Annotated in this window: 14 protein-coding genes; 5 read left to right on the forward strand and 9 right to left on the reverse strand. The window is 64.2% G+C overall.

The genetic code is table 11. The features are described from left to right. The first annotated feature begins 19 nt into the window (after positions 1-19). The 5 genes from FAZ69_RS18290 to FAZ69_RS18315 all read left to right on the forward strand — a co-directional run bounded on the left by FAZ69_RS18290 (position 20) and on the right by FAZ69_RS18315 (position 5,584). Entirely contained in the window at positions 20-853 is an 834-nt protein-coding gene (locus FAZ69_RS18290; protein ID WP_136896491.1) for a glycosyltransferase family 9 protein, read from the forward strand. Continuing rightward, complete coding sequence (locus FAZ69_RS18295) at positions 841-2,202, forward strand: UDP-N-acetylglucosamine 2-epimerase (RefSeq protein ID WP_136896492.1); 1,362 nt, start codon at positions 841-843, stop codon at positions 2,200-2,202. The genes FAZ69_RS18290 and FAZ69_RS18295 overlap by 13 nt, the downstream gene beginning before the upstream one ends. A 995-nt stretch (positions 2,203-3,197) precedes the next feature. Next, complete coding sequence (locus tag FAZ69_RS18305) at positions 3,198-4,010, forward strand: rolling circle replication-associated protein (RefSeq protein WP_240702316.1); 813 nt, start codon at positions 3,198-3,200, stop codon at positions 4,008-4,010. 562 nt (positions 4,011-4,572) lie between these two features. Then, positions 4,573-5,250, forward strand: a complete 678-nt coding sequence (locus FAZ69_RS18310) for a type II TA system antitoxin MqsA family protein (RefSeq protein WP_240702325.1) — start codon at positions 4,573-4,575, stop codon at positions 5,248-5,250. Next, positions 5,234-5,584, forward strand: a complete 351-nt coding sequence (locus FAZ69_RS18315; protein WP_136896494.1) for a hypothetical protein — start codon at positions 5,234-5,236, stop codon at positions 5,582-5,584. Before FAZ69_RS18310 ends, FAZ69_RS18315 begins: the two co-directional genes overlap by 17 nt. A 106-nt stretch (positions 5,585-5,690) precedes the next feature. Here the strand turns inward: FAZ69_RS18315 and FAZ69_RS18320 are convergent, their stop codons facing one another. The 9 genes from FAZ69_RS18320 to FAZ69_RS18360 all read right to left on the reverse strand — a co-directional run bounded on the left by FAZ69_RS18320 (position 5,691) and on the right by FAZ69_RS18360 (position 16,725). Next, positions 5,691-6,032, reverse strand: coding sequence for a hypothetical protein (locus tag FAZ69_RS18320; RefSeq protein WP_136896495.1), 342 nt, complete (start codon positions 6,030-6,032; stop codon positions 5,691-5,693). 580 nt (positions 6,033-6,612) lie between these two features. Continuing rightward, positions 6,613-7,518: an SDR family oxidoreductase gene (locus FAZ69_RS18325; RefSeq protein ID WP_136896496.1), complete on the reverse strand. Its 906-nt coding sequence runs from the start codon at positions 7,516-7,518 to the stop codon at positions 6,613-6,615. Positions 7,519-7,552: 34 nt separating this feature from the next. Beyond that, positions 7,553-8,338 (reverse strand): SDR family oxidoreductase, encoded by a 786-nt coding sequence (locus FAZ69_RS18330; RefSeq protein WP_136896497.1) that lies wholly within the window; start codon positions 8,336-8,338, stop codon positions 7,553-7,555. 123 nt (positions 8,339-8,461) lie between these two features. Continuing rightward, positions 8,462-10,330 (reverse strand): acyl-CoA dehydrogenase, encoded by a 1,869-nt coding sequence (locus FAZ69_RS18335; RefSeq protein WP_136896498.1) that lies wholly within the window; start codon positions 10,328-10,330, stop codon positions 8,462-8,464. Further along, entirely contained in the window at positions 10,330-11,508 is a 1,179-nt protein-coding gene (locus FAZ69_RS18340; protein WP_136896499.1) for an acetyl-CoA C-acyltransferase, read from the reverse strand. The genes FAZ69_RS18335 and FAZ69_RS18340 overlap by 1 nt, the downstream gene beginning before the upstream one ends. A gap of 16 nt (positions 11,509-11,524) precedes the next feature. Then, the gene (locus FAZ69_RS18345) at positions 11,525-13,606 is read right to left on the reverse strand and encodes a 3-hydroxyacyl-CoA dehydrogenase NAD-binding domain-containing protein (protein WP_136896500.1); all 2,082 of its coding nucleotides are present in this window, start codon (positions 13,604-13,606) and stop codon (positions 11,525-11,527) included. Positions 13,607-13,639: 33 nt separating this feature from the next. Further along, the gene (locus FAZ69_RS18350; protein ID WP_136896501.1) at positions 13,640-14,851 is read right to left on the reverse strand and encodes an acyl-CoA dehydrogenase family protein; all 1,212 of its coding nucleotides are present in this window, start codon (positions 14,849-14,851) and stop codon (positions 13,640-13,642) included. A gap of 31 nt (positions 14,852-14,882) precedes the next feature. Next, positions 14,883-15,986 (reverse strand): phosphotransferase, encoded by a 1,104-nt coding sequence (locus FAZ69_RS18355; RefSeq protein WP_136896502.1) that lies wholly within the window; start codon positions 15,984-15,986, stop codon positions 14,883-14,885. 25 nt (positions 15,987-16,011) lie between these two features. Next, a complete protein-coding gene (locus FAZ69_RS18360) occupies positions 16,012-16,725 on the reverse strand; it encodes a histidine phosphatase family protein (RefSeq protein WP_136896503.1) in 714 nt (237 codons plus the stop codon). Positions 16,726-16,740 lie beyond the last annotated feature (15 nt).

Genomic DNA, 16,740 nt, shown 5'->3' on the forward strand with positions numbered 1-16,740 from the left:
ACCCGGACGGAAACCCACGATGAGCGCGCCGGCCAGCATCTCGATCAAGCGCACGCACGGGCTCGGCAACCTGGTCATGTTGCTACCCATCGCCGATGCGCTGGCAAAGCGCGGGGCCGCCGTTCATCTCGTGACGCGGCCCGAGTGGCACGAGGCGATGCAGGCGGGGCGTCCCGGGGTCACGTTCTCGACGGCGCCGCGCGAGGACACGATCGATCTCGACGCGGCGACGGCGGCATTGCCGCCGTCGATGCACCGCACGCTCGAATTCGCCCGGCTGCTGAGCGTGCCGGGGCCATTCGAGGCGCCGCGCCTGCACGTTCCGGAGTCGTGGAGCGGACCGTTTCGCCGCTATGCCGGCGCGCTCGTCGTGGCGCCGGAATCGGGACATCCCGCGCGCAGTTGGCCGGCCGGCCACGTGCACGAGTTGCTTGCGCGCCTCGCGGCGGAGCGGGTGGTGCTGACCGGTCTGAGCTCGGGGCCGGCGCTGCCCTGCGCCGCCGATCTGCGCGGGCGGCTGAGCCTGCCGCAGCTGCTGGGCCTGCTCGCGCATGCCCGGGCGGTGATCTGCTTCGACTCGGGGGTGCTGCATCTGGCGGCGGCCTGCCTGGTGCCGACGCTGGCGATCTTCGGCGGCATCGACCCCGCGTTCCGCATCTTCCCCGGACAGCGGGTTCGCGTGATCCAGGCTGCGCTGGATTGCTGCCCTTGCAACAAGGCCGAGACGTGCGCGGGCAGCTATCCGTGTCTGTCCCGGACGACGCCCGGCCAGGTGCTGGCCGAACTCGCGACGATCGAGCAGGTCGGCGGCCGTGAGATCAAGCGTATGGAGCAGCTCGAATGCACAGGATGAACCATGCGATCGAGCGGCTCGACAGCGCGCGCGTCGCCTCTGCCGTCGAGGCCGCGAACGAGCGGGGCAGGCCGCTCTACCTGATCGTGCTTGCCACCAAGCCTTGCTATATCAAGCTCGCGAGCCTCGTGCACGCGTGCGTCGCGCACGGCGTGCCGTTTCTGCTGATCGACAGCGGCCAGCACTACGACGCCGATTTGACGGGAGCGCGGCGCGAGCTGGGATACGAGCATCTGGTCGCGGCCGCCTTCGGTATTCGCGGCTCGCTGATCGAGCGCGCGGCGCAGCTCGCGCACGGCGTCGCGGAACTGAGCGCCTGTTTGCAGGCGAGCGGCCTGCGCATGTCGGCGATACCGGTCATTTCAGGCGACACGTCGACCGCCGCGCTCTTTCCGCAATACTGGTACTTCGCGCACGGCATCCGCAGCGTTCACGTGGAAGCGGGCCTGCGCAGCCTCGCGCCGCCCGGCCCGGAGCACTGGCGCGCGCTCGACGACAACATTCGCGCGCAGCGAGCCTGCCAGTGGCTGCCGGTCCCCGATGAACCGTTTCCGGAAGGCGTCGACACACGGCTCGCCTCGGTCGTATCGGGCTTGCTGCTGGCGCCTGTCGCGCGCAACGCCGAGCAACTCGTTCGCGAGGGCTATCCGGCCGGGTGCATCGAGCGCGTCGGATCGCTCAGCAGCGACGCGGTGAAATTGGCGCAGGCCGCACCGGCCGGCGTGTCGATCTTTGAACGCCATCCGCAGCTGGCCGACGGACGCTGGCTGCGCGTGGATCTGCATCGCCGCGAGAACATGACGCCGCAGCGCGTCGCCGCCGTGCTGGAAGGCATCGCGCGGCTCAGCCGGGACGGGTTCCAGGTCGTGCTGATCAAGACCAACGCGCTGATGGGGGCGTTGCGCCAGCACGGACTGACGGGGCTGCTGGCGGACGTGCAAAAGCGCGGCGTCGTGGTGCACGAATTGTGGCCGAGCTACGCGGACGTCATCGCGTTTCTTGCATCGCCGCATTGCCGCGCCATCTACACCGACAGCGGTGGCCTGCAAGAGGAGGCCGCCGTGCTGGGCGTGCCGTGCATGACATGCCGCTTCAGCACCGATCGTCCGGAAACCGTGCTGGACGTGCAGGCCAATCTGCTGGTGCCGCCGCTTTCGGCGACTTTTGTCCATCGGCACGTGGCGGCTCTGCTGAGCGGCGATGCCGATGCCGCGTGGCCCGGGCTGGCGGACGGCGCCCGTCTGTATGGGCACGAGGTCGGCGCAGAAATCGCGCGCCGCCTTGCGGGCTATGAGCCGCCGGATCCGCTTGCCGGGGCACAGGCGCGATATGCGAAGGAGGCGGGATGACACCGATTGCAATTCAGGACATCCGCCAATTGCCACGGGATTCGTGAAATCTCAAACGGCAATCATGTGCCTTTAGTACGAATACCCCGGCAGGCGCGTGCTTGACGGGCGCACCTAGACGTACCGAACCGGGGCGAATTCGTACCGTTTTATCTGATCATCGTGCGTGAGCAACACGATTCCTTCTGCCATCGCTTGACCAACGAGAAGCTGTGGGAGCGCCGCGACCTCGAATGCATGCTGCGCTTCGATGGACAGTTACGGATACCCCCTTGAAGGCGCGTAGCGCCGGCGTCCGGGCAGCCGTGATCTACCGTGACCGGCAAATGGCGAAGAACTCGGCGGACTGGCGGCAAGCATGCGGTAACGGTGGCGCTGGCAAAACGCCGCGCGGCGAGCGCCTCTAGCGCGTAGCGCTCTGTCTAGGTTGTTGGATGGTGTGAGTGGGCGCTGCGGCTGGCGTATGGCGCGATGGCGGGCTTGCCGTGGGTGTGGAAGGGAACGAGTGGGGCGCGGGGGCGCGCGTGCCTCCGGCGAGCCGTAGGCCGCAGAGGCAGGCGCGCGCAGCGCGCCTAAACTTGTACCTCTAACACTTAACGGAAATGGGCCTCGGCAGGGCGTATGCAGGTACGTGGCGCGGGCGAAAAAAACCCCCGGGGTCCATGCGTGGAGTGGATGCCCGGGGCGACAAGACGGCGGGTGGCTGATGCGTCCGAGGGAACGACAGCCAGAGGTTTCCCGCCGGACACGAAAGATAGCAGGTTGAGCGGCAAAAAAGAAAAACCCGGCGATCGTTGGCAGCGATCCCGGGCGGTGACCAACATCGGATATAGGACCTATCCAACGTGAGTAACGGCATTGTAGGTCAGAAAACGCTGTCTTATCAAAGCGTTCTGAATCAGTATGGCTCGCCCCAGGCGATGAACGCGGCGGCGGTGCGCGGCGAGTCAATTCCGGAATAGGAGCCGGAGGGGCCTTTCAGCGATGAATTCATCGTGCGCACTCAACGCTTTCCGGATGGTCAGCAAGAGGTCGTGGCGTTTAGCGTGGCCGTGCAACGTCGCTTTCAGGAACTGCGCCTGCGTCCTCGCTCGATGCGCGGCAAGCGCGAGCAGCGTGAGAACGAGACGGACGACGATCTGTCGGGGCGTGTCTCGAAATCGCAGCAGACGTCGATAGAGCGTTCGCGGCGCAACGTGCGCAAGCGTGTCAAAGCGATCATGGCTGACCGTATGCTGACGCTGTCAATGCGCGATAGCGAGGTGTCGATCGAGCTATGGGCGAGGGCTTGGGACGGTTTCAGGCGGCGGTTGAATCGGTTGCATAACTTTCACTACGTCGCCGTGCTCGAGCCGAATCAGCGTGGTGGATGGCATATGCATGTGGCGGTGAGCGGTCGGCAGAACTGGAATCTGCTGCGCTCGATTTGGCTGTCTGTGATAAGCAAGCTCGGCACGGATGGTGCGGTGAACGATAGCTCGGGAGACCGCAAGTTTCAGGCGCTCGCGAAGAAGATGGGTGGTAAGGGTCGTGCGATGCGGCACATGATCGCTGGCTATATCTCCAAGTACATCGGCAAGGACGTTGACGAGACGTCGTTCAACAAGAAGCGCTATTGGACAAGTAAGGGCATTCCGGTGCCGGAGGTCGAGCCGTACGCGCACCTAGGCCGCGAGTGCGACGCTGTGGACGCGATCAAGTCGGCTTATGACTGCGTGCTTGGGAGCGGTGCGGACACGTCGACGGCGCGGTTTTTCTGGAACGATGCGATAGGCGTGTTTTGGATGGCGACTGGTAACACGGCGTAGGGTCACGTTCGCGTTGCGAACGGTGTGGAAAGTCAGTGCCCGTTCGTGGGGCCGGGAGTCGCGGCTGCGGCTGAAGTATTGGTAATATCTTCCGACTACTGGCACGCATAACTCCCTTGACAAACCAACCCTCGAAACTTACCTTAAAGGTAAGTTATAATCCTTCGCCCCGTCCTGCGGACGACGCGGAGCCGGACATCGCGGCCTGTATATTTGGCGCAGTGCCGATGTATCCGCTCGATCAACTGCTGCCACAGTTGCGGACAGAGCACATTGTGATAGCAACGGAGAAGTGCTATGACGACATGCTTACGCTTGACCTTGACGAAGGGGGAGTCCTTGAACGTCTTCGGCTTCTGAAGTCGAAAAAAGCGAGGTACATCGATAGCAGGTGGTGCCGTTCGAACCTTGGTCCGTTTGTTGGTTGGGTACCTTGCGATTGTTATGTCGTCCCTGTAAGGGAAACCCACGACGACGGTCGCGAGACTCGATGCGAGTACTACATGAAGTTTGGATTAAGTCCCGACGGATCCTTTCTTCTTCAAATTTCGTTCCATACATCATGACTGCATGTAAGTATTGCGGCTGCGAGGCTCTACGTGAGAGATCTGCGACGCGGCAGGTAGCGTTTGACGACGGAGAGGTCGAAGTAACAGTGCATTCGTCGGTCTGTACTCAGTGTGGTCGCGCACAGGTGACGCTCGAACAGGATAAGACCAATAAGCGTGCGCTGAATGAGGCGAAGCGGGCGGCGTTGGGTATTCCGTCGCGGAACGAGTTACGCAAGCTCAGGGCGCGATGGAAAATGACGCAAGCTGCTGCCGGTAAATTGCTGGGGGTTGGCCCTACTGCGTTCAGCAAATATGAGAACGGAGAGGTACTTCCTGCGGCTCCTACGGCTCGTCTATTAAACGTAATCGCGGAGGACGACGGGGCAATGCTTACATTGGTTCGCCATTATGGTAGTGGCGTGAGTCTGTCCGTGCCGTCAGACTTGGCGGTAGGCAATGTTTACGTATCCGTGGTTTCGATGACTGCGAATATTACTTTGCGCATTGATAGTGCAGAAGTAGTTACTCCTCAGCCGATTATTACAGGTTTGCCTAAGCTGGTTTCGGCGCATGACACCTTCGCTGAGAATTACTTTTTTGGCCTCACCACTCCCGCTATATCTACTGGCTTGCCAGCGATAGCTAGTCCGCTATTTTTGGAAAATTCGGAATATGTCGAAAATCATTAAGCAGCGATCTCCTGTCGGAAACGCAGATGTTGAGATTCCGGAAGAAATTCCGGAGATTTACGCGGATGGAATCGCTGGCACTCTCGTAGGCATCCCTAACAGTCGGTTGCAATTTTTTGTGACTGTAGAAATAGGCGAGAAGCCCGGAGATCCCGAAAAGCGGCGAGTGAAGCACAGCGTAGTGATTCCAACGGTAGCGCTCATTGAATTCATTCAGAATACTCAGGTCGCGCTATCTCAGAATGCCCTCAAGATTGAAGAAGCATATAAATTGACGGCTACCGCGCTCTCCAAGTTACTGGCACAGGATACCAAGACCAGCGATCAAGGATAAAGTCGTTACGATTCATGCCGCTAGAAGCAAAAATAGCTCGTAGCGTGCTTGTCGGTTGAAAAAATAAAGGGCGATTTTTCCGCCCTTTGCTTTTTCGAAAATCGATTTATACAATGTCTAACCGTAGTTGCACGGCGTATTGCTCGTCGTTGGTGGCTGGTCGACGCTGGATGACGGGTTGACGTTCGCGGGCTTGTTGCTCGCGTTGGATGGCCCGTAAGCCCATTTGATCCTGGGTCATCTCGTGCTCCAGGTGGCGCAGGCGCAGCACGGCGACTGCCCAAGGTGGGATGACGGCTTTACCGGCCATCCAGGCCTTTACCGTTCGCTCGTGGCGCTGTAGGACGCGGGTTAGATACTTCATTGGCATACCGCTCGCGTAGTACAGGAACTCGCTCGGCGATGCGGCGTTGTGTTTGGTAAGGAATGGTCGTTGTCGTTTTGTCATGGGTGGACTCCGGTTGGCCTCCGTAAGTGGTCGCTTAAAAGAAAAAAGCCGCTTCGGGGAGCGGCTTTTCGGCTGATTGTTGGCGTGAGAATTTGACTTTCAATTATCTTACGAACCATCAAAAAGTTCGATAATTTATCTTATGTCAAATTAAACAAAATTAGTCTTCCGTCAACATTCGCTGGAATTCATGGGAGTGCGACCGAGGCGACGGGTTCGCAAATGTTCGTTCGTACGACAGGCGATTTTGCTTCGTGCGCTACGGTATCGACCATGCGCTCGTCGGTACTCAGCCGCGCCGCTGCGCGCAGCTGCAGCCAATCCCAAGACGAGTTTGCTCACCGCACAACACGTTAACGGTCAGCGCGAGATGAAGACTGTGTAGCCGCTTTCGATTTTGTGTGCAGGTGTTTTCCGGCAAGCGAACGGCACCCTCATGCCCTGCGGTTGACGGCAGTGCGGCATGACGGGAGCGAACCGCCAGATTTACGAAAAGTACGAATACCCAGGTACTCCGCAAACGGGACGCCGCCCCTTCAATTGAACGCGAACAACCGTTCCGAAACGGCCGATCACATGTTCACCCCCGTGCCGCCTTTTCGAGCGCCGCCCGCACCTCGGGCTGCGCCGCCAGCGGATCGGCCGGATTGCGCGCCGCCAGCAGGTCGGTCATGCGGCTTTCGACGCCGGCAAGCCTGTGCGGATGCGAATAGATGTAGAAGCGCTCGTCGCGGATGGCGTCGAAGGTCATCTGCGCGATCTGCTCCGCGCTGACCCGGCTCGAACTCACCGCTTTCTCGTTCATCGCCTTGGCGACTTGCTGCGAGCGCGTCAACGAACCGGGGTCGGTCAGCTCGGCGGGACGGTTGCGCTCCGAGTGCGTGATCCCGGTCGGCACGAAGTACGGGCACAGCACGGAGCAGCGAACCTGCTCGCTGGCAAGCATTAGGTCTTGAAACAGCGTTTCCGAGAGCGACACCACTGCGTGCTTCGATACGTTGTAGGACCCCATCATCGGCGCATTCACGAGCCCAGCCATCGACGCGGTGTTCACGATATGGCCGCGATAGGCCGGGTCTTGCCGCGCCTCCGCGAGCATGCGCGGAACGAACGCGCGCACGCCATGCAGCACGCCCCACAGGTTCACGCCCAGCGTCCACTGCCAGTCGCGCACGCTGCCCTCCCACAGGAGCCCGCCGCTGCCGCCGACGCCCGCGTTGTTGAACAGCAGATGCACCGCGCCGAACCTCGAAAACGCCGCATCCGCGAGCGCTTCGACTTCCTCGCTGCGACTCACGTCGACGCGCCGCGCGATCGCCTCCGCGCCAAGCGCTTCGATCTCCCTCACCGTGCCATCGAGCGCATCCTGCTGCACGTCGGCCAGCACGAGCTTCATGCCGAGCGCGGCGCCCGCCCGCGCGAATTCGCGACCGAAGCCGGAGCCTGCGCCCGTCACGACCGCGGCCTTGCCGTTGAAGTCTTTCACTTGTCCCCTCCTCTGTCGGCAGTCCGCCATCCGCTCACAGCACGGCGCTCGCGCCGCCGTCCACGGCGAGGATCTGCCCGGTGATGTGCTTGCCCGCGTCCGACGCGAACAGCAACGTGGCCCCTTTCAGGTCTTCGTCGTCGCCGATCCGCCGCAGCGGCAGGTCGGCCGCCAGCTTCTCGACCCCGAGGTGCTCGAGCGCGCCGCGCGTCATCTTCGACGGAAAGAACCCCGGGGCAATCGCGTTCACGGTAATGCCGTACTTGCCCCACTCGCCCGCGAGCGCACGAGTGAAGTTCACGACCGCGCCCTTGCTCGTGTTGTACGCGACGGTATTGAGCGAATCGGGCGGATTGCCGCGCAAGCCCGCGATCGACGCCATGTTGACGACCCTGCCGTAGCGGCGCGGGATCATCGAGCGCTTGCCGATCTGCTGCGTGAGCAGGAACAGGCCGCGGATGTTGAGGTTCATCACCTTGTCCCAGGCGTCGACCGGATGGTCCTCGGCGGGGGCGCCCCAGGTCGCGCCGGCGTTGTTCACGAGGATGTCGACGTGGCCCAGTTTGCTAAGCGCCTCGTCGGCGAGGCGCTGGATGTCGGTGTCCAGTGCGGCGTCGGCGGCAATCCAGCCGGCGTCGATGCCGAGCGCTTTCAAATGCGCCTGCGCCTCCTGCAACTCGCCCGCCTTGCGCGAGGACAGCACGATGCGCGCGCCCTGCTCACCCAATGCCTCGGCCACTTGCAGGCCGAGCCCGCGCGAGCCGCCCGTGACGAGCGCCGTCTTGCCGGAAAGATCGAATAGCTGCTTCAACGTACCCATGATGCCTCCCGCCGGGCCGTCCCAAGGGAGGCATCCGCCCCCTCGGGGGGCAACGAACGATAGTGAGTGTGGGGGTGCTTCATTTTGTCTCCAGAAACAATGTTGTGTGCGCAACGGACGGATTCAGAACCAATCGTCCTTCATGTCGAGCGTAGTCGTATCGAGCGACGCCAGCAGCGCGAGTTGCGCGCTGGTCTTCGGCAGTTCCCAGCGGAAGAAATAGCGCACTGCTTGCAATTTGCCGCGATAGAAATCGGCCTCGTCGCCCTGCGCGTTCGCCGTGGCGCGCGCGGCGCAAACGGCCTGCTCGAGCCAGATCCATGCGACGACGACGTGCCCGAACGCCTCCAGATAGACCGATGCATTTGCGAGCGTCACGCGCGGATCGCCCGCCGCCCACAGCGCGCGCGTGACCTTCCCGAGCTGCCGCACGGCGTCGCCAAGCGCATGCGCGTAGCCCGCCAGCTCGGCGTCGCCGCCTGTCAGCGCACGGTCGATCGTGGCCTGCACGCGCTCGACGAGCGCCGTCAATGCCGCGCCGTCCTCCATCACGGCCTTGCGGCCGAGCAGGTCCAGCGCCTGGATGCCGTGCGTGCCTTCGTGGATCGGATTCAAGCGGTTGTCGCGATAGAACTGCTCGACGTTGTACTCGCGCGTATAGCCGTAGCCGCCGTGGACCTGGATCGCGAGACTGTTGGCCTCGACGCACCACTGCGACGGCCAGCTCTTCGCGATCGGCGTAAGGATGTCGAGCAGCAGCCCGAGCTTGCGCTGCGCGGCGTCGTCGGCCGCGCCCCGCGCCTCGTCGATGAGCCGCGCGCAGTACAGGTTCAGGCCGAGCGCGCCTTCCACGTAGGCCTTCTGCGCGAGCAGCATGCGGCGCACGTCGGCGTGCTCGACGAGCGGAATCTGCGGCGACCCGGCATCCTTGCCGGACGACAGGACCGGCCGTCCCTGCACGCGCGTGCGGGCGTAATCGAGCGCATGCAGATAGCCGGTATAGCCGAGCATCGTCGCCCCGATGCCAACGCCGATGCGCGCCTCGTTCATCATGTGGAACATGTACGCGAGACCCTTGTGCTCCTCGCCGACGAGATAACCGATGGCCCCCGCGCGCGGCTCGCCGTCCGGCCCCTTCGGCCGGAACCGCGTGCCTTCGCCGAAGTTGAGCAGGCAGTTGGTCGTGCCGCGATAGCCCATCTTGTGATTGAGGCCGGCCAGCGCGACGTCGTTGCGCTCACCGAGCGCGCCATCTTCACCGACAAGAAACTTCGGCACGATGAAAAGCGAAATCCCTTTCACGCCGGGAATCAGCTTGCCGTCCGGCCCCGGCGTTTTCGCGAGCACCAGATGGACGATGTTGTCCGACAGTTCGTGCTCGCCGGCGGAGATCCACATCTTGTTGCCGGTCAGGCGGTACTGTCGCCCCCACGGCGATTCCGCTTCGTAATCCGCACGCGTGGCGATGTCCGACAGCGACGACCCCGCCTGCGGCTCCGACAGGCACATCGTGCCGAAGAAACGTCCTTCGATCTCGGGCTGCGCAAACGTGTCGATCTGCGCGGGCGTGCCGTGCGCGAAAAGCAGGTTGGCGTTGCCGATCGTCAGGAACGGATACGAGCTGGTGCCCGCATTGGCGGCCACGAAATAGCCGAACGCGGCTTTCTCGACGACGGTCGGCAACTGCATGCCGCCGCGCTCGAAATCCTGCCCCGCCGCCATCAGCCCCGCGTCGCGGAAGACGTCGAGCGCAGCCCTGACTTCGGGAATGATATGAACGGCAGTGCCGTCGAAATGCGGCTCCTGCTGATCGTTCTTCTTGTTGTGCGGCGCGAAGCGTTCGGTCGCGATGCGCTCGCTCGTATCGAGCACGGCGTCGAACGTCTGCCGCGAATGATCGGCAAAGCGCGGAATCCGCGTGAGCGACTCGACGTCGAGCCATTCGTAAAGCAGGAAATTCAAGTCACGGCGCGACACCAGCAGCGAGCCCATCACAGCACCTCGAAGAGACCGGCCGCGCCCTGGCCGCCGCCGATGCACATCGTGACGACCACGTAGCGGACGCCGCGCCGCTTGCCCTCGATCAGCGCATGGCCGACCAAGCGCGCACCCGACACGCCGTACGGGTGCCCGACCGCGATCGCACCGCCGTTGACGTTGAGCCGCTCCATCGGAATGCCGAGCTTGTCGACGCAATAGAGCACCTGCACGGCAAACGCTTCGTTCAGCTCCCACAGGCCGATGTCGCCGACCTTCAAGCCGGCCTTCGCGAGCAGCTTCGGCACCGCGAACACCGGGCCGATGCCCATCTCGTCCGGCTCGCAGCCGGCCACGGCGAAGCCGCGAAACGCGCCGAGCGGCTGCAAGCCCTTCGATGAAGCCAGCTTGCCGCTCATCACCACGGCCGCCGACGCGCCATCGGAGAACTGGCTCGCGTTGCCTGCCGAGATCACGCCTCCAGGCATGGCCGGCCGGATCTTCGCGACGCCTTCGAGCGTGGTGTCGGGGCGAATCCCCTCGTCGGCGGCCAGCGTGACTTCGCGCGTGCGCAGCTGGCGCGTTTCCGGATCGGCGATGCCCATCGCCGTGGTGATCGGCACGATCTCGTCGGCGAATTTTCCATCCGCCTGAGCAGCCGCCGCGCGCTGCTGACTGCGAACCCCATACTCGTCCTGGCGATCGCGGCCGATCTCGTAGCGCTTCGCGACGTTCTCCGCCGTCTGCACCATGCTCCAGTAGATGGCGGGCTTGTGCGCGTTGAGCCAGCTTTCGGTCAGCATGTGCTGATTCATTTCCTGCTGCACGCAGGAAATCGACTCCACGCCGCCCGCGACGAAGATGTCGCCTTCGCCCGCGATCACGCGCTGCGCAGCGAGCGCGATGGTCTGCAGGCCGGACGAGCAGAAGCGGTTGACGGTCATACCCGGCACGCCGGCGGGGCAGCCCGCGCGCAGCGCGATCTGCCGCGCGATGTTGGCGCCCGTCGCGCCTTCCGGCGTCGCGCAGCCCATCAGCACGTCTTCGACTTCGCCCGGCTCGATGCCCGCACGCGCGATCGCGTGGCTGACGACGTGCCCGCCCAGCGTCGCGCCGTGCGTCATGTTGAGAGAACCCTTCCAGCTCTTGGCGAGTCCCGTGCGGGCCGTTGAAACGATCACTGCTTCGGTCATGTTGGTCGCTCCCGCATCAATCGTTGAAACCCTTGCCCTGCTCGGCGAGACGCTCGATCAACGGCGCCGGCTGCCACGCTTCGCCGCGGTAGCCCTTGCTGTAGCGGCGCACTGCCTGCAGCACGTTATGGAGGCCCACGGTGTCCGCGTAGAGCATCGGTCCGCCGACGAACAGCGGGAACCCGTAGCCGGTCAGATAGACCATGTCGACGTCCGACGCTTTCGACGCGATCCCTTCTTCCAGAATCTTCGCGCCCTCGTTGACGAGCGCATAGACGAGACGCTCGACGATCTCCTCGTCGGAGATCTTGCGCCGCTTGATGCCGAGATCGCGCGAGTGCTGCTCGATCATCTCGTTCACCGCCTGCGACGGATACGCCTTGCGGTCGCCTGCCTTGTAGTCGTACCAGCCCGCGCCGGTTTTCTGGCCGAAGTGGCCCAATTCGCAGAGCACGTCGCCGGTCTTCGAATACGTCATGTCGGGCCGCTCGACCGCGCGGCGCTTGCGGATCGCCCAGCCGATATCGTTGCCGGCGAGGTCGCCCATGCGGAACGGCCCCATCGCGAAGCCGAATTTCTCGATGGCCTTGTCGACCTGCTCGGGCAGCGCGCCCTCGTCGAGCAGGAAACCGGCCTGGCGGCCGTATTGCTCGATCATGCGGTTGCCGATGAAACCGTCGCAGACGCCCGACACGACCGCGGTCTTCCTGATCTTCTTCGCGATCCGCATGACGGTGGCGAGCACGTCTTTCGAAGTCTTCGCGCCGCGCACGACTTCGAGCAGCTTCATCACGTTGGCCGGGCTGAAGAAATGCATGCCGACGACGTCCTGCGGACGCTTCGTGAAGCTCGCGATCCTGTCGACGTCGAGCGTCGAGGTGTTCGACGCGAGAATCGCGCCGGGCTTCACGACTTCGTCGAGACGCTTGAACACGCTTTCCTTGACGCCCATCTCCTCGAACACGGCTTCGATGACGAGGTCGGCATCGCGGATGTCGTCATAGGACAACGTCGGCGTGAGGCGCGCCATGCGCTCTTCGACCTTTTCCTGCGTGAGCTTGCCCTTCTTCGCGCTGTTCTCGTAGTTCTTGCGGATCGTCGCGACGCCGCGATCGAGCGCTTCCTGCTTCGTCTCCAGAATCGTGACCGGAATGCCCGCGTTCAGGAAGTTCATCGCGATGCCGCCGCCCATCGTGCCCGCGCCGATCACCGCGACGCGCTCCACCTTGCACACGGGCGTATCCTCGGGCACGTCCGGAATCTTGGCCGCCGCGCGCTCGCCGAGAAACGCGTGACGCAGCGCGCGCGATTGCGGCGTGTACATCAGCTCGATGAAAAGCGAGCGCTCGTACTGGATGCCGTCGTCGAAGCGCTTTTGCACGGCGGCCTGCACGGCATCGACGCACTTCACCGGCGCGGGAAAATTCTTCGCCATCGCCGCGACCGTATTGCGCGCGAACTGCAGGAACCCTTCCGCGTTCTCGTGCGCGACCTTGCGCTCACGCAGCAACGGCCGCTTGCCGCTCTCGGCCGCGCGCTGTGCGAACGCGATCGCGCCGGCCAGCAGGTCGCCGTCGATCACCTCGTCGAACAGGCCGCTATCGGCGAGCGCATCCGACATCACCGTGTCGCCGGACACGATCATGTTCAGCGCGGGCTCCAGGCCGATCGCGCGTGGCAGGCGCTGCGTGCCACCCGCGCCGGGCAAGAGTCCGAGCTTGACTTCCGGCAGTGCGATCTGCGTGCCCGGCGCGGTCACACGATAGTGGCAGCCCATCGCCAGCTCCAGCCCGCCGCCCATCGCGACCGAATGCAGCGCGGCGACGACCGGCTTCGCGCTCGCTTCGACAATCCTGATGACGGTGTGCAGCGACGGCTCTTGCGCCGCCTTCGGCGTGTTGAACTCGCGGATGTCCGCGCCGCCCGAAAACGCTTTTCCCGCGCCCGTGATGACGATGGCGCGCACGCTGTCGTCGTCCGCGGCGCGCGCGACGCCAGCGACGACGCCGAGGCGGGTCGCATGTCCGAGGCCGTTGACGGGGGGATTGTCGAGCGTGATCAGCGCAACGCCATCCTGTACCTTGTACTCCACTGTCATGTCGTTTCCTTGTAGATAGCCGGTTGCGCTGCTTCACGCCGCATCGCGATAGCGCGCCAGCTCCATCCGCGCGATCTGGTTGCGATGGACCTCGTCGGGACCGTCCGCGATGCGCAGCGAACGCGCGGCCGCATACGCATGGGCAAGGAAGCGGTCCTGCATGCCATACCCGCCGCACGCCTGGATCGCCGAGTCGATCACGTTGCACGCCATATTCGGCGCCGCAACCTTGATCATCGCGATCTCCCTCGCGGCCACCTTGTTGCCGACGGTGTCCATCTTGTGCGCCGCGTCGAGCACGAGGTAGCGTGTCTCGTCGATCGCGATGCGCGCATCGGCGATGCGCTGCTGCGTGACCGTCTGCTCCGCGATCGGACGCCCGAACGCCGTGCGCGACAGGCTGCGCTTGCACATCACTTCGAGCGCGCGCTCGGCGAGTCCGATGAGGCGCATGCAGTGGTGAATGCGCCCCGGCCCAAGACGCCCCTGCGCGATCTCGAAGCCGCGCCCTTCGCCGAGCAGCATGCTGGTCACCGGCACACGCACGTTTTCGAACACGATTTCCGCGTGGCCGTGCGGCGCGTCGTCGAAGCCGAGCACCGGCAGGTGGCGCAGGATCGTGATGCCGGGCGTGTCGCGCGGCACGAGGATCATCGATTGGCGGCGATGGCGGTCCTCACCGTCGGGGTCGGTCTTGCCCATGAACACGAACACCTTGCAGCGCGAATCGTTCGCGCCGGAGGTCCACCACTTCCGGCCGTTGATCACGTACTCGTTGCCGTCGCGCACGATCGAGCTTTCGATGTTGGTCGCGTCAGACGACGCCACGAGCGGCTCCGTCATCGCGAACGCCGAGCGGATCTCGCCGCGCAGCAGCGGCTCGAGCCATTGCTTCTTCTGCTCGGACGTGCCGTAGCGGGCCAGCACTTCCATGTTGCCGGTATCGGGCGCGGAGCAGTTGAACACTTCCGGCGCCCACAGCGAACGCCCCATGATTTCGCAAAGCGGCGCGTATTCGCTATTCGTCAGCCCCGCGCCGTACTCGGATTCGGGCAGGAACAGGTTCCACAAGCCCTCCGCCTTGGCGCGCGCCTTCAGCTCCTCGATCACCTGCACCGGCTGCCAGCGGTCGCCTTCGCCGACTTCGCGGTGGTAGCGGTCCTCGTTCGGGTAGACCTGCGCGTCCATGAACGCGGAGACGCGGCGCTGAAGCTCGACGACCTTCTCTGAATGCTCGAAATTCATGTCTGTGAGTCCCTGTGAATGCGCGCCACGCTCATCGCGGCGCTTGAACGTTCATGGCGCGCTCGGCGCAGGCCCAGCCCAGCTCGGCCATGCCAGTAGCGCGCTGGCCGAATTCGAAGGCGTGCTCGCTGCTCGCGTTGCCATCGAGCGCGCGCTTCGTGATGCCCTGCAGGATCGCCGCGCCGCGAAAAAAGTTGTACGCGAGATAGAAGTTCCATTCGCGCGTGCCGACCTCCTCGATGCCGGTGCGGCGGCAGTATTCGCTGACGAACGCGGATTCCTGCGGAATACCGAGCGCGTCGAGGTCCGCCGCTCTCAAGTCGGCGAGCCCGCGCGCGCCAGCGCTGCCGGCCGGCGTGTGCCACACGAGGCACAGGTACGCGAAATCGGCGAACGGGTCGCCGAGCGTCGACAGCTCCCAGTCCAGCACGGCGATCACGCGCGGCTCGTCGGGCGCGAACATCAGGTTGTGGAGGCTGAAGTCGCCGTGCACGAGCGCCGTCGTCTCGCGCGTCGGCAAGTGCTCGGGCAGCCATGCGACGAGCCGCTCGACCGCTTCGATCCGATGCGTTTCAGAGGCGCGGTATTGCTTCGTCCAGCGCGACACCTGGCGCTCGAAGTAGCCGCCGGTGCGGCCGTAGTCGCGCAAGCCGAGCGCGTCGATGTCGAGCCGATGCAGCGCCGCCATCACGCGGTTCATCTCGCCGAAGACGGCGCGGCGCTCGCCGGGCGTCATGCCGGGCAGGCGCGCGTCCCACAGCACGCGCCCGCTCACGTAGCCCATCACGTAGAACTCGGAGCCGATCACCGACGCATCGTCGCAATAGCAGTACGGCTCGGCGACGGGCACCTGGGTGCCGCGCAGCGCGTTCAGCAGGCGGTACTCGCGGTCGATCGCGTGCGCGGACGGCAGCAGCGTGCCCGGTGGCTTGCGGCGCAGCACGTAGTGCGCCGGCGGTGTGCTCAGCAGATAGGTCGGGTTCGACTGGCCGCCCGAGAACTGCGCGACTTCGAGCGGTCCGCGAAAGCCGTCGATGCGCTCGCGCAGCCACGTCTCCAGGCGCGCGACATCGAAGCGATGCGCGGGCCTGACGGCGGTCGTGTTTGTCGCGGTGTTGGAAAGCATCTCGCTCATGCGGGCCTGGGTACGAGGACGAGGATCAGCGGTACGTGAGCATCTGCGGCGCGCGCGCCTGATCGAAATGCGCGGTGCTGTTCAGGCAGCCGAGCCCTCGACGCCCTTGAGTGAAGAGCACGCGCGTGACACCGGTATTGGCGAGCGACCAGTTCAGCTCGCAGGCCACCTTGTCGGTGAGGTCCAGGAGACCCTGGCAAATGGCCGCGATCACCCCGCCCGACGTGAAAACCATGATCGACTTCGCGCCGTGCGAACCGCTTGCGATCGCTTCGAAGGCGTCGAGGCAGCGTCCGCTAAACGCGGACCACGATTCGCGATAGTCGCCGGCGTGAGCGCCGGACATCCAGCGTTCCATCGCTCGCGCGTACAGCTGCTGCAATTGCGCGGACGACAGCGACGACACGTGAGCGCCTGACACGCCTTCCCCGTCTCCATCGAGACTCCCCCGCGCAGACTGGCGGTAGACGTCGATGACTTCGGCGTGATCGAACTCGTTGAGCCGCGCATCCGCTTGCAGTTCCGCGATGTGCCGCGCATCGACCTGATTCAGGCAGTGCTCGGCGGTCTCGCGATGACGGCGCATCGCGCCGGCCATCACGTGGTCCACCGGAATCTCGCATGACGCCATCCATTGGCCGAGCAGTTGCGCCTGCCGTACGCCGAGCTCGGACAGCCGGTCATAGTCGTCCGAGCCGAACGACGCCTGAGCGTGACGTACGAGAAAGATATGTCCCATGTCTTTGTCTCCTTC

It is taken from the genome of Trinickia terrae (assembly GCF_005144415.1).
GTDB classification, from domain to species: domain Bacteria; phylum Pseudomonadota; class Gammaproteobacteria; order Burkholderiales; family Burkholderiaceae; genus Trinickia_A; species Trinickia_A terrae.